General features: G+C 58.5%; 11 protein-coding genes. 8 read left to right on the forward strand and 3 right to left on the reverse strand.

Features of this window, described 5'->3' with window-relative positions; genetic code table 11:
• The first annotated feature begins 129 nt into the window (after positions 1-129).
• The 8 genes from M0412_RS20195 (at position 130) to M0412_RS20230 (ending at position 10,376) form a co-directional block, all read left to right on the forward strand.
• Complete coding sequence (locus M0412_RS20195; protein ID WP_153793600.1) at positions 130-1,170, forward strand: LacI family DNA-binding transcriptional regulator; 1,041 nt, start codon at positions 130-132, stop codon at positions 1,168-1,170.
• A gap of 11 nt (positions 1,171-1,181) precedes the next feature.
• On the forward strand, positions 1,182-3,113 hold the full coding sequence (locus tag M0412_RS20200; RefSeq protein WP_269701393.1) for a DUF5054 domain-containing protein: 1,932 nt from the start codon (positions 1,182-1,184) through the stop codon (positions 3,111-3,113).
• Positions 3,114-3,284: 171 nt separating this feature from the next.
• Complete coding sequence (locus tag M0412_RS20205; protein WP_269701391.1) at positions 3,285-4,151, forward strand: MurR/RpiR family transcriptional regulator; 867 nt, start codon at positions 3,285-3,287, stop codon at positions 4,149-4,151.
• Between the two features lie 279 nt (positions 4,152-4,430).
• The gene (locus tag M0412_RS20210) at positions 4,431-6,575 is read left to right on the forward strand and encodes a TonB-dependent siderophore receptor (protein WP_269701389.1); all 2,145 of its coding nucleotides are present in this window, start codon (positions 4,431-4,433) and stop codon (positions 6,573-6,575) included.
• 58 nt (positions 6,576-6,633) lie between these two features.
• Positions 6,634-7,557 (forward strand): ABC transporter substrate-binding protein, encoded by a 924-nt coding sequence (locus M0412_RS20215; protein ID WP_142842604.1) that lies wholly within the window; start codon positions 6,634-6,636, stop codon positions 7,555-7,557.
• A 14-nt stretch (positions 7,558-7,571) separates the two neighbouring features.
• Positions 7,572-8,576: an iron ABC transporter permease gene (locus M0412_RS20220; RefSeq protein WP_142842625.1), complete on the forward strand. Its 1,005-nt coding sequence runs from the start codon at positions 7,572-7,574 to the stop codon at positions 8,574-8,576.
• On the forward strand, positions 8,573-9,577 hold the full coding sequence (locus M0412_RS20225) for an iron ABC transporter permease (RefSeq protein ID WP_142842605.1): 1,005 nt from the start codon (positions 8,573-8,575) through the stop codon (positions 9,575-9,577). Before M0412_RS20220 ends, M0412_RS20225 begins: the two co-directional genes overlap by 4 nt.
• Positions 9,570-10,376 carry an ABC transporter ATP-binding protein gene (locus tag M0412_RS20230; protein WP_142842606.1) on the forward strand — a complete coding sequence of 269 codons (807 nt, stop codon included), beginning with the start codon at positions 9,570-9,572 and terminating at the stop codon, positions 10,374-10,376. The genes M0412_RS20225 and M0412_RS20230 overlap by 8 nt, the downstream gene beginning before the upstream one ends.
• Positions 10,377-10,442: 66 nt before the next feature.
• Here M0412_RS20230 and M0412_RS20235 read toward each other — a convergent pair whose 3' ends face one another.
• From M0412_RS20235 to M0412_RS20245, 3 genes are all read right to left on the reverse strand, one after another.
• The gene (locus M0412_RS20235) at positions 10,443-11,144 is read right to left on the reverse strand and encodes an IS6 family transposase (protein ID WP_142842607.1); all 702 of its coding nucleotides are present in this window, start codon (positions 11,142-11,144) and stop codon (positions 10,443-10,445) included.
• Positions 11,145-11,195: 51 nt separating this feature from the next.
• Positions 11,196-11,615: a DUF1963 domain-containing protein gene (locus M0412_RS20240; protein ID WP_142842608.1), complete on the reverse strand. Its 420-nt coding sequence runs from the start codon at positions 11,613-11,615 to the stop codon at positions 11,196-11,198.
• Between the two features lie 66 nt (positions 11,616-11,681).
• Positions 11,682-12,635, reverse strand: coding sequence for a DUF1963 domain-containing protein (locus tag M0412_RS20245; RefSeq protein WP_269701384.1), 954 nt, complete (start codon positions 12,633-12,635; stop codon positions 11,682-11,684).
• Positions 12,636-13,264 lie beyond the last annotated feature (629 nt).

Below are 13,264 nucleotides of genomic sequence, written 5' to 3' on the forward strand. Positions count from 1 at the left end.
GAATACGAACCATAAAAATGAAGAATTTGACCAGATTTATCGTAATTTCACCACATCAAGCTTGACGGACATCGCCAAAAGGGCAATTCATAAATGAACACGTTTTCATTTTGGCGCCGAGTGCGATCTATGGATGAACTGAACAGCAAAAAAGCAGCCCGCGCGACCGCCGACCTCGTGGCGCGCGAAGCCAATGTTTCCCGGGTCGCTGTATCGCGTGCATTCAACCCGAATGCCTCGCTGAAGCCGGAAAAGCGCGACCGCATCTTGCAGGTGGCGCGCGAATTGAATTACACGCCCGACATGGCCGCGCGGTCGCTGGTCACGCGCCGCTCGCACCTTGTCGGCATGATCGTGCCTGATGTGTGCAGCCCATGGGAAAGCCAGGAAATTGACGCGCTGACGACGGCATTGCAGGCAGAGGGCTTTGCCACATTGCTTTTCAAGGCCAAGGCCGATTTCAGCATGGACCAGACCCTCTTGACCTACATGCGCGGCTTCAACCCGGATTCGGTAATCGCGTTCACGGAAAATATCGCACCTGACGTACTGACCGGCTTTCTCGACCGCGCGGTGCCGATCTACGTTATCTATGACGACGCTACGGAGTTTTCCGGAAAACCTGCCTCCAGCATCTATGACCGTCTTCTGGTGCGCCAGAGAGAAGGTATCGAGCAGGCGGTTGCATTGTTGCAGGGTTATGGCGCGCGCCGTGTTGCCTATCTGGGTGGCAAGCAACAATCGCTCGCAAACAACGAGCGTGAGCGCATGATTACCGAAATTCTCGCCGAACGGGGCATGGAGCCACCGATCGTCGTCGCTGGTGACTATACCTATGATACCGCCTACCGCGCGACACTCGACCTCTTCCGTGTCGGTGATGGCGCGGATGCCATCTTTGCCGCCAATGACGTCGGCGCCTTCGGCGCGATCGACGCACTGCGCCATGATCTCGGCCTTTCTGTTCCAGGCGACGTGAAGGTCGTCGGCTTCGACGACATCCCGCAGGCCCACTGGAAGAGCTACAACCTCACCACAGTCCGGATCGATCTCGAAGATCGCGTCCGGGCCCTCGTCCGCCTCATCCTGAGGCGGCTCAAAACTCCCGACGCAGACCCCATGGTCGAAACGCTCGGCACGCGTCTCGTCGTGCGCGGCACCGTGGGCTAAACGGAAAAGATATGACAAAAAAGCGCGTGCACCTGGTCTTCAAGACCCATCTCGACATTGGCTTCACCGACCACGCGGAAAAGGTCCGCAGGCAATATCATGAACGTTTCATCCCGCAAGCCATCGAGACCGGGGCGCATTTTTATGCAGAAAATCCCGAGGAGCCAAAGTTCATCTGGACGACGGGCGCGTGGCTGATCTGGGATTATCTCAATACCCGCCCCGCCTCGGATGTCGCAAAGCTTGAAGAAGCGATCGAGCGCGGCCTGATCCGCTGGCACGGCGTGCCCTTCACCACCCATACGGAACTGATGTCGCCCCATCTCTTCCGCGCCGGGCTTTCCTATTCGCAGGAACTGGATCGCCGCTTCGCAACCAAAACAATCGCAGCGAAGATGACCGACGTTCCCGGCCACACGCTCGGCATGGTGCCGCTGCTTGCCGAAGCCGGCATTCGTTTCCTGCATCTTGGCGTCAACACAGCCTCACCCCCGCCGGAAGTTCCCGATATCTTCCGCTGGCGCGCACCGGGCGGCGAGGAAATCGTCGTCATGTATCAGCGCTCCTATGGCGAAACCTGTTTCCCCGAGGGTATGGCGGATGGTCTCGGCTTTGCCCATACCAGCGACAATATCGGCCCGCAGAGCGTGCCGCAGACGGCTGAAACTTATCGTGAAATGCGCCATCGCGAACCCGAGGCGGTTGTCCAGGCAGCCACCCTTGAGGATTACGGCACGCTGATGTGGCAAGAGCGCGAACGCTTCCCTGTTATCGATCTCGAACTGGCGGACAGCTGGCTTCATGGCAGCGCCACCGATCCGCAGAAGATATCCCGCTTCCTCGCCCTGCAAGGCGTCTATGATCGTTTCGCAGCCGATGGCCTCACCACTTCGCGCCTCGCCTTCGGCCGCGGTCTTGCCATGGTGGCTGAGCATACCTGCGGCGTCGACATCAAATCCTATCTGCGTGACGACAAGGCCTGGTCACGCAAGGATTTCGATGCTGCGCGTCTCAGCGACCACCGCTTTACCTATTCCGAAGCCTCATGGCAGGAGCAGCGAAACTATCTCGATCAGGCAATGTCGGCGCTGGATGAGAAAGACCATGCCGAGGCGGAGGCAGCCATTGCTGCCGTGACACCGCCTGCAGCGCCCTCGCCACACGCCGTCGAAGGCAATCTGAAGGCCGGCGCATGGTCGGCCGAGATCAATCCTGCGACCGGGGATATCGTCACCATAATTGCACCATCAGGCCATCGCATCGAAGGCGGCGACGGGTCGCTTATCAGCTATCGATATGAAAGCTACGACGCCAACGACGTGGCCCGTCATATGGATACCTATCTTACGCACCGGCAGGAATGGGCGGTTCTCGACCATGACAAGCCCGGCCTTGCCGCCTCCGGCGCCGGTCTGTCAAAGACCTTCCTGCCAAAGCTGTTGGCCGCAGAAGGCGATAGCCTGCTCCTCTCCCTGCCGACGCTCGCTACGGCCGAATATGGCGCGCCGCCGACCGTCTCAATGCGGCTGGCACAGGATCAGGATGCATTGCTGCTGACATTCGTCCTGCATGAAAAACCTGCCAACCGCATGCCCGAGGCAAGTTTCCTGTCGTTTACTCCGAAGGGTGATATCGCCTGGAACCTCAAGAAGATGGGCCTTTGGCACAAGGCGGAGAACACCGCCGAGAGCGGCGGCGCTCAGCTCCAGGCGGTCACCGCTGCTCGCGCAATATTGCCGGACGGGCCGCAATATACCATGGAGCCCCTGGATACGCCACTCGTTGCACCCGCAAGCTGGGATTTCATGACGTTCTGCCGGGAACGCCCGAGCTTCGCCGACGGCATCCGCTTCAATTTGCACAATAATAAGTGGGGCACCAATTTTCCGATGTGGTGTGAAGGCAATATCCTCGCCCGGTTCAGACTGCGCGTTTCCGCCTGAACTTCGCCTCGGATTACTGATATGAAAATCGCCGGGTGCCGCGATCCAAGCTGGCGCCCGCTCATCCCTTCGCCGCTCATTCTCATCGGTGAACGGATTTCCTGTTTCGATGGAAAGGCTTGTCAGCTATCTAGTTTGTCGTGAGTACTTCATTTTCAAAACGGGAATGGCATGAGCGACGACAATCATATGGTGTTGCGGAACCGCTTTCAGCAGCACAAATCGAAACTCAGCCGTTCGGAACTGGCTGTTGCCGAATATTTACTGGCAACGCCGATCGATGTCCTGATCTTCGAAAGCGCAGAAGATATAGCCGCCAAGAGCGGTACGAGCGACGCAACGGTCATTCGTGCGGCGCGACGGCTAGGCTTCACCGGCCTGCCGGAACTCAAGCGGCTCTCCAGCCGCAACATGGCGAAAAGCGTTCCAACCACGGAACGGCTGTCGCAGCGGTTCCGCGCCACCGGTGACGATCTGGGCAGGATCAAAAAACGTATCTTCTCCACAGCCCATGAGATCATGACCTCATGTGAAGAAAAACTGGAGATCGATTCGCTTGCGAATGCGATCCAGTTGCTCGATGCCGCCGATACCGTGTGGTGCCTGGGCATGGGACGATCCGAGGTGGAAGCAAGGCATTGCGCGACAGCACTCAGCCGCGTCGGACTGAGAACCCGTCATTCCGGATCGTCCGGCTTTTCGCTCGCCAACGAGTTGGTTGATCTGCGGCAGGAGGACGTCGTCATTCTGTTCCACGTCGCCCGCGACACGGCCGAATTGCGGCTCATCGTCAATCAGGTCAGCGACATCGGCTGTCGTGTCATCCTGGTATGCGGCGTCCAGCTGACGGAGCTTTATCGCGACAGGGTTTCCGCAGTATTGACTTGCGTCGGATCCGCGGCGGGACTTGCAAGCTGGACGCTCGGCGCCGTCGTTACCTCCGATATTCTTGCCTATGGCATTGCTACGCGTAATCAGGACCGAGCGCTCAAGAGCCGAAAGCGCCTCGCGCGGCTGCGCGAACAGATACCGCAATAGCGGATCTCGAAAGCGCCATTCAAAAAGATGAGAATATCAGTAATGTTTTATTGATATCCACACTTCAATAATGTAGTGGTGACGACATAACCGCGGGCGACAGCGGCCGATCCCGTATTTTCCGTCGAGGGGCACTCATGAAATATAGTCGAAAAATCATTTTCTAGCGGAAGCACTCAAGCAACCGCTCCCACACACCATTTCAAACCGATGATCCCTTTACCGCGCCGTACCGGCACGGAAGGAATTTTGTTGTCCTGCTTTCAGTCTGGGGCCCTGATGATTTCCTACCGTAGATTAGCAAATTCCGTTCTCCTCGCTTCGGTCGCCTTCGCACCCGCCAGCGTTTTCGCGCAGGATAGCGCCAAAGGCGGCGAAACCGTCCTAGAAGCCATCACCATTACCGGCAACTGGCTGGAGCAGCCCAACAAGGAAAAGGTGCTGAAGCACCCCGGCGCTCGCACCATCATGGACAAAACGGAGCTGGAAGAGCGCGGCGCCGTCGACATTCGTGACGCCCTCAACCAGATACCCGGCGTCCAGGTGCAGGAAAGTGCCGGCACCGGCGGCAGTGATGTCTCTCTCAACCTCGGTGTTCGAGGCCTCACCTCGCGCCTTTCACCACGCTCCACCGTGTTGATGGACGGCATACCGCTGTCCTACGCTCCCTATGGCCAGCCGCAATTGTCGCTATTCCCTCTCGTGCTGGGCAATGTCGATACCGTGGATGTGGTGCGCGGGGCAGGCTCCGTACGCTATGGACCGCAGAATGTCGGTGGAATCATAAATTTCGTGACACACCCGATCCCGGATGACGTCACCGTTCGCATGTCTTCCTCCGCTGAATTCGGCGGAGGTACCAAGGCAACACCGAGTTTCCTGATCGGCGGGACCAATGATGACGGGCTTGGGGCCGCACTTCTCTATTCGGGCATTCATGGCACCGGCTATCGTGACAGCAACGACCGCACGGATATCGATGACCTGATCTTCAAGAGCAAATATGAATTTTCGGATACGGACACGCTGAGCCTGCAATATCACCACTACAGCGGCGAAGGGCAAATGCCAGGGGGCCTGACAACGGGTGAATATGCGGCAGACCCATTCCAGTCGACACGGCAATACGACGAGTTCAATGGACGCCGTAATGATATCTCGCTGCGCTATCAGCACAATGATGGCGAAAACAACTTCGAGATCCTCGGCTATTATGTAAATTCGTTCCGCGGCAGCTTCGTCGAACAGCAGGGAACAGGGGCAAGCGCAAACCGCTACCGTCTGACTTCGGCACCGCGCGACTATGAATATTTCGGCATCGAACCACGCTACTCGCGCCTGTTCGACATCGGCGACACCACGCATGAGGTGACTGTCGGCTATCGTTATCTATGGGAGGAAAGCTCCGAGGTGGCAGCGCGCACCGCATATTACGACCGCCTTCCCGGCTACAATCCCCATACGCGTCCGATGGTCACCTACCAGACCAGCGAGGGCGGCACCAAGGCACACGCCATCTATATCGACGACAAGATCCAGTTCGGCAACTGGACCGTCACGCCCGGCGTCCGCTACGAGATGATCAGCACCAATAACACCGTAAATGACCTCGCCGGTGGTGTCGTCACCGCATCGCGCTCGCCGCAATTCGACGCGAACGAACTGCTGCCCACGCTCTCCGTCGCCTACCAGATCAATGATGCCTGGAGCGTCTTTGGAAATGCCGGTGTTTCCTTCGGGCCTCAGCAATATAGCCATCTTGCCTCGACCACGGATGGCCTTAATCCTGAAAAGGCCAAGACATATGAAATCGGCACGCATTATCAGGGCGATGCCTTGAGCGCGGAATTGACGACCTTCTACATCGATTTCGACAAGGAACTGCTGCTCAGCCGCAACATCGTCGGTGAAGGCGTGTGGACAAATCTCGGCGCAACCACCCACCAGGGCATAGAAGCGGCGGGGCGTTACGATCTCGGCAGCCTCACCCCGTCGCTGGACGGGCTCTCTGTCTATGCGAACTACACCTATACGGAAGCCGTTTACGAAGCAGGAGATTTCAAGGGGAAAGATCTTCCCTTTTATTCTCGCCACTTCGGCACCGTCGGCGCAAGCTACCGATATGAAGACTGGGTCATCAATGCGGATGTCACGGCGCAGTCGAAGCAGCGCTCCCCCGGAAGCGGCACAACCTATGTCACGGAAGAAGACTCTACCGGACGCCTTGGCGACATACCGGGCTATGGCACCGTCAACCTGCGCTTGGCGTACCAGCCGGAAAACAACAAGAACGCCCCCAAATTCGCACTCGGCGTGAAAAACCTCTTCGACAACGAGTATTTCACACGCTCAACTGACAACAATGGCGGCAAGTTCGTCGGCCAGCCACGCACTTTCTTTGTCAGTGCCTCGGTTGCTTTCTGATCGCGTAAAATTTGCGGGCCGGTATAGTACCGGCCTGCCGCACTCTCCGGAACCATCGATGATTACCTTTACTCGCAGAACAACAGGCATCCTGCTTCTTTCGACGATCGCGTCGGCCATGTTTTCACGAACCGGCATAGCCGAAGAGGCACCAAGAAGCATCGCCCATCAGCTTGGCTCGACGGAAATCGTCGGCAGACCACGCCGCGTCGTGGCACTGGAATTCTCCTTCGTGCAGGCTCTCGATGCACTTGGCGTCGTTCCCGCAGGCATAGCTGACGACAACCAGCGCCAGCGCATCGAGCTGCTGCTGGGCAAGAGCATCGATTACGCCTCGGTCGGCACTCGGCTTGAACCCAATCTCGAACTCGTCAGCACCCTTGCACCGGACCTGATCATCGCGGATGAGGTACGGCACGCCGCCATATATGGCCAGCTGAGTGCCATTGCGCCAACCATCGTTCTGAATAGCTGGGAAGGTGACTACAGGACCATCAAGGAGAGCGTGGCCACCATTGCCGACGCCCTCGGCGAACACGACAGGGGCCAGCAGGTGCTTGCAGCGCACGATGAGACCATCGCCGCACTGGTCGCGCGCATCCCGCCCGGTGAACAGCGACGCATTCTGCTTGCGGTGGCGACGCCGGATTCGATGAGCCTTCATACCTCGTCATCCTTCACCGGCTCGGTTTTTGAGGCTCTCGGCCTCGTGCCCGCCCTCCGGTCCTCCGATCCGGTGGAGAGCGGGGCCAGCCTTGAGCGGCTGATCGCGGTCAATCCCGACATCCTGCTTGTCGCTACCGACCCGGGCGGCACCGCGCTTGACCAATGGAAGGGCAATGCCGCCTGGGCCAACATCGCGGCAATCCGAAGCAACATGGTCTTCGAGGTCGATCGCAACCAGTTCGCCCGGTTCCGCGGATTGCGAACTGCCGAAATGATCGCCCGGGAGCTGCTGGCCAAGGTCTACAGGGCGGGATAGGGATCGTGACGGCGATGGCCTCCAAAGGCCCGGACAACAAAACACGGCGGCCACTTCTCGTCGCAGCCTTTCTCATCGTGCTTCTGGCCGCAAGCGTGATCGCCGGGATTGCCTTCGGCGTATCGCAATTGTCGCCAATGACGGCTCTGCGACTTCTGGTGGCTCCCGACGGGTCGCCAGAAAACGCACTTGTCTGGGACATCCGCCTGCCGCGCGTCCTTCTTGCCGTTCTGGTCGGCGCCAATCTGGCAGTAGCCGGTGTCCTGATCCAGACCCTGACACGCAACCCGCTGGCATCGCCGCAGACCTTCGGCATCAATGCCGGCGCGTCGCTTGCCATCGTCGTCTGCCTGATCGCCTTTCCGGCGCTTCGGGGAGCAGGCACAGTCTGGCCGGCCTTCGTGGGCGCTGCCATCGTGGGCTTTGCGATGTGGGCGCTCTCGGTATCCGGGGCGATGAACGATATAAAACTCGCCCTTGCCGGCATCTCGATCCAGCTCGTGCTGTCCGCCCTCGTCCAGGCGATCCTGATCGCCAACAATGCGGCGCAGGACATCGTCTACTGGCTCGCCGGCTCGGTCAACGGCGCGCAGTGGTCCAAGGTCTGGACGATCCTCCCGTTCTCGCTGGTGGGTGGCGGATTGGCGCTTGTTGCCGGGCGGCATTTCGGCGTTCTGTCGCTCGATGAAAGCACCGGCGTGTCACTCGGGCAGAATGCGCGGCGCGTCGGCGGACTGGCTGCGGTTCTCATCGTCGTCCTGGCTGGCTCGGCCGTCGCCGTCAGCGGCCCCATAGGTTTCATCGGCCTTCTGGTGCCGCATATCGTCCGGCGTCTCGTCGGCAGCGACCAGGCAACCGTCCTTGCCCTCTCCCTGCTCTGTGGCCCGCTCCTGCTCAACACCGCCGATCTTCTCGGCCGTATCGCCACCTTTCCGTCTGAACTACCCGTTGGCATCGTGACAGCCCTGATCGGCGCTCCCGCCTTTCTTCTGCTGCTTAACCGCCGGAGGAGTGTATGAGCCGCGCGCTGGAGCGACAGGCAGACGCGCGTGCCATCGGCGTCTGCGGCATCCTTTTTCTGCTGCTTGCGGCCATCGCTCTTCTGGGCATTATGGCTGGCGCCGTCACGCTCGGTTTTCGCGAGGTTCTCGATGCGCTCGGCGGCGGTAAAAACACCTTCATCGTGATGCAATACCGTCTGCCGCGGATCGCCGTCTCCCTTCTGGCAGGTCTCTCCTTCGGCCTTGCCGGCGTTTTCCTGCAGGGTGCGCTGCGCAATCCACTCGCCTCCCCGGATGTCGTCGGCATCACCAAATGGGCGGGGCTAGGGGCTTTTCTCGCCGGGCTCGCTACACCACCGGCCTGGGTGAGCTGGTCGGTACCGCTCGGCGTGATCGCCGGCGCCCTGTTCGGCGCGGCCGCGCTCCTTTTCATCGGTCGGCGCTTTGGTGGCGTTGCCTCGCTCGCGCTGACGGGCGTCGCTCTCGGAATGCTTGCCCAGGCGCTGATGCAATACATCATGGTGCTCCACCCTTCCCGCGCCGACCAGTCCATGGTCTGGCTTGCTGGGAGCGTCTATGGCAGCACGGCACGCGATGGGCTCTTCCTTTCGCTCTGGCTCCTCGCCTGTCTGCCGGCCGTTATCTATTCTGCGCTGCGGCTGGATGCCGGCGGCTTCGGTGACGATACGCTGATCAGCATCGGAATTTCACCACCTGCCCTGCGTGGCGGCCTGATCCTCATATCCGTTCTCCTCTGCGCCGGTGGCGTCGCAGCTGTGGGAAGCATGGGGTTTCTGGGGCTCATCGCACCGCATGCCGCACGTATTCTCGTCGGCAGCCGCGCACGCCATCTTGTGCCGGCAAGCGCCCTTGTCGGCGCCCTTGCCCTTTCTTCGGCAGATCTGATCGGCCGGGTGATCGCCCTGCCGAATGAAATTCCCGCCGGCATCGTCGCCGCTGTGATCGGCGGTCCCTATCTTGTCTTTCTATTGATCAAGGAGACAGGTCGCCATGGCTGATGCCCACCCGACACGCCTTCACTGCGAAAAAATCACCGTCGGCTATGCCGCCGCCCCTGTATTGAACGATGTCGATCTCGCCATACCGGACGGGAAAATCACAGCCCTGATCGGCGCAAACGGCAGCGGCAAGTCGACACTGCTGCGCACGCTGGCGCGTGTCATTCACCCCTCCTCCGGCACGGTCTATCTTGATGGCAAACCAATCAGAACGATGGCCGCAAGAACGGTTGCACAATCGCTTGCCCTGTTGCCGCAGAGCCCGGTATCTCCGGATGGGCTGACCGTCAGACAACTCTGCCGTTTCGGTCGCCATCCGCATAAAGGCATCCTGTCGCGCCCAAGCCGGCACGACGAAGAGATTGTCGAACAGGCACTGGCCTCCACCGGCCTTCTTGAGCTTGCCGAGCGCGAGCTCGATCGGCTGTCGGGTGGTCAAAGGCAGCGCGCCTGGATTGCCATGGCGCTGGCGCAGGAGACTCCGCTCCTCCTGCTCGATGAGCCGACGACCTATCTCGACATCGCCCATCAGCTGGAAATTCTCGACCTCCTGAGAAAGCTGAACACAGACGAAGGCCGAACGATCGTCATGGTTGTGCATGACCTCAACCACGCTGCGCAATATGCCGACCACCTGGTTGCCCTTGCAGATGGCGGCATACTCGCCACAGGCAGCCCTTCCGCCCTGCTGACCCCACACCTCATCAACGCCATTTTCGGCGTCGAGGCGATGGTCATTCCGCATCCCGCCGATGGCACGCCACTGTGTCTGCCTCTCGGCAGTAAATCGAATAGCTAACCGGGAATGGGCATCGTAAACTCAAAGGCAAATAGGGCAATTCATGGCGCCGGTGGAGTTCGTCGGTCATGCTCTTGCAATTTTCGCCCACAGGTTCCACGCCTCCAAACGCAGTTCGCGATGATGGCTGGAGGGGATGTCGTGTTGTGGGATGTGGAACAGGTTGGCAATCGGGTCGTGGATCGATACGAAACGTTGTAGATGTCGCTGTGACTTGAAGCGTTTCATGATCCGCTCACGCCGTCGGATCGGCTGATGAGAGTTCTCCGCCCGATTGTTCAGGCCCTTATGCGAGCGGTGCTCGACAGCCGGCATGATGTCACGCTTTGCTGCGTCGTAAGAGCGAAGCTTGTCGGTGATCATCACTCTCGGTGCTCGGCCCTGGCTCTTCAACAGCTTACGCATCAGGCGCTTGGCCGCCTTGGCGTTGCGGCGATTTTGCACGAGCACCTCCAGGACAAAACCGTCCTGATCAACGGCGCGCCACAGCCAGTGCTTCTTGCCCCGGATCGAAACGACGGCCTCATCGAGATGCCATTTGTCACCAAGCCGACCGGACGAGCCTCGACGGATCTCGTTGGCGAAGGTTCGCCCGAATTTCTCCGCCCAAAGCCGGATCGTTTGATGTGAGACGATGATCCCACGCGCTGCCAGCAGGTCCTCCACCATTCGCAGACTGAGAGGGAAACGGAAATACAGCCACACAGCGTGAGCAATGACCTCAGCGGGATAGCGATACCGACGGTAGAGAGGATCTCGATCTGTCATGCCCCCTCATCGCACAGCGGATTCCACATCCCGTTAAGTTTACGTTGCCATTCAGTGACCCTCTATTTCCGCTTGCGCCAGATCGAAGCGCATTGCCGCAAGTGCATCCTTCTTAATTGAGAATCTCAGAACGCCGAGGTCCCACCATTTCCAGCGCGGTCCATCGCAGTCGCTTGCCAGCTGAAGGAGCAAGACCTCATCAGGGTCCAAATCGGACTGGATGCCGCCGACTTTGCTTAGCATCAGATGAGCGGCCGGGCCATTCAGGAGCGGATCGCGCGCGGGATCGTAGCTCGCAAGGAGCTCCGTTTCCTCATTGGCGATATCAGGGAAGGCGGTCATCAGCGGCTGAAGAGATGCTCGCAGAGCCAAATGGTTATATGGGATGAGACCGCAAGAGGTCGCCTCCTTCCGGAGTTGCCCATGTTGCTTCAGCATATCGTTGACCCTCTCGCGTTGCTCGTCGGACAATTTCGTTTGCCTGCCGATTGCGACAAGTGTCTGCGTGAGATCAACTGCTTGAGCTCTCCAGGCCTCCTAGCGCAGCAACAGATCGTCAGAATATTTACCTTCGCTATTCAACACGGTCTTGATGGGCATGACGTTCTCGAGCCAATCGTTGCGGACCGCATTCAAAAGCAGGATGGCGTCATCGGCACGATAAGGGAGGCTGATGTCCTCCAAGACTTTATCCTGATCGTAACCTCCACGATCCTCATCACGCATGACCAGCGTTAGACAGTCCCGAACGAGCATTTTCATTTTCATCTCACGCAAATCGACGCTATTCCTGCGCGTAGAAGCGGCAGGCACCTTTAAATTCCCCGGCCTCCCAAACCGCCTGGCGAGATTCATAAGTCGATCAGTAAGTCCGAGAGGTTCAGGTTCCCAGACCATCTGTTGGCTGAGCAAAGTCGCGGCGAACGGCCCCAACGCTGGATCGTCAGGACCTGTAAATTCCGGTTCTGCCCAGAGCTCAGCGATCGCAAAACGGATCGGGCATTTCGGGAAGAGCGATGCCGGGCTTGCTCCAGGCTCACGATATTCCCAACCGGGCATGCGGCTATAATACATGTAATCCTTTGCCCATCCGGCATCATCAGGCGCATCCCTGACCGGAAGACCATCGGGAGCGTGAGGATAGTAGAGAACGCGCCACGCATCGCTGCCAAATGTCTGCAGAGGCTCGTGCGATAGGGACAGCGCAAAGAAGTAAAGCATGCCTTCCCTGGGTAAGAGGTCCCGGTCTTCCATGTCTGGAAGTTCTTCGAGGTTTATCTGAGCCAAGAAGTCGAGCGAGGCTGACGTCGAGTCTGGAAAGTCGATCTTCGGCCAGCTCCAGTCCGGTGGGAAATTGGGGCTTCCCCCAATCTGCGACAGGAGACTTGTCTTTTGATGCGGGGGCCAGACGCGCTCAAGTCGGATAGCTTTCGTGCGGTGAGGGCGCAGCAGATCTGCCGCTTGTTCGACGGTAACGATTGAGTTGAACATCTAGATCTGCCTTGAATTGGGTGGGTAGGATAACCTGGCATTCCCAACGGCACGCGGTTGAGAAATCTGAATACCTCTTTTGGCAACATCCCCGCCGGGCTTCACGTGGATACCCATACAATCGGATTTGTGAAAACAGAGTTATTTATTCCCAATGCCCTCAATATAATCATGTCACGTTCGATAAGAGGTACTTATCAATGGTAGAGGCAATCTATTCAGATTTATAGACAATCCATAATTACACAAATTAAATTACTTTATATCGCCGTATTAGTCGTGACGAGTTTTTATTGGATATAATTATTCACTATCCCTAAGCTTCCACTGAGCAATACTCTATCCTAGCTATTTCCTCTCGTAAGGGCATCTACGGTGGCACGCGACCAATTGCGCATATATAGGGCAGCATTTGGCCTTGACGCTTCCGGCCTATCGAGAAGCGGCGTTGGCATACTGCCACGTTGTATATGCCTCGACCACATGTCATGGCGGCGCCTTTCAGAAGATGCATAGGTTTGAGTGCTTGGAACGCAAAAGCCCTCCGCGGCGGGAGGGCATTTTATTGTATGATAGTCTTTGTAGGGGATTTGGTTGCGGGGGCAGGATTTGAACCTGCGGCCTTCAGG

Source organism: Agrobacterium sp. O3.4 (assembly GCF_041414895.1).
GTDB lineage: Bacteria > Pseudomonadota > Alphaproteobacteria > Rhizobiales > Rhizobiaceae > Agrobacterium > Agrobacterium cucumeris.

What these genes read in the sequence shown, in the direction of transcription:
- M0412_RS20195 (WP_153793600.1), top strand. Translation starts at nt 130, where the DNA reads ATGGATGAACTGAACAGCAAAAAAGCAGCCCGCGCGACCGCCGACCTC.
- M0412_RS20200 (WP_269701393.1), top strand. Translation starts at nt 1,182, where the DNA reads ATGACAAAAAAGCGCGTGCACCTGGTCTTCAAGACCCATCTCGACATT.
- M0412_RS20205 (WP_269701391.1), top strand. Translation starts at nt 3,285, where the DNA reads ATGAGCGACGACAATCATATGGTGTTGCGGAACCGCTTTCAGCAGCAC.
- M0412_RS20210 (WP_269701389.1), top strand. Translation starts at nt 4,431, where the DNA reads ATGATTTCCTACCGTAGATTAGCAAATTCCGTTCTCCTCGCTTCGGTC.
- M0412_RS20215 (WP_142842604.1), top strand. Translation starts at nt 6,634, where the DNA reads ATGATTACCTTTACTCGCAGAACAACAGGCATCCTGCTTCTTTCGACG.
- M0412_RS20220 (WP_142842625.1), top strand. Translation starts at nt 7,572, where the DNA reads ATGGCCTCCAAAGGCCCGGACAACAAAACACGGCGGCCACTTCTCGTC.
- M0412_RS20225 (WP_142842605.1), top strand. Translation starts at nt 8,573, where the DNA reads ATGAGCCGCGCGCTGGAGCGACAGGCAGACGCGCGTGCCATCGGCGTC.
- M0412_RS20230 (WP_142842606.1), top strand. Translation starts at nt 9,570, where the DNA reads ATGGCTGATGCCCACCCGACACGCCTTCACTGCGAAAAAATCACCGTC.
- M0412_RS20235 (WP_142842607.1), bottom strand. Translation starts at nt 11,144, where the DNA reads ATGACAGATCGAGATCCTCTCTACCGTCGGTATCGCTATCCCGCTGAG.
- M0412_RS20245 (WP_269701384.1), bottom strand. Translation starts at nt 12,635, where the DNA reads ATGTTCAACTCAATCGTTACCGTCGAACAAGCGGCAGATCTGCTGCGC.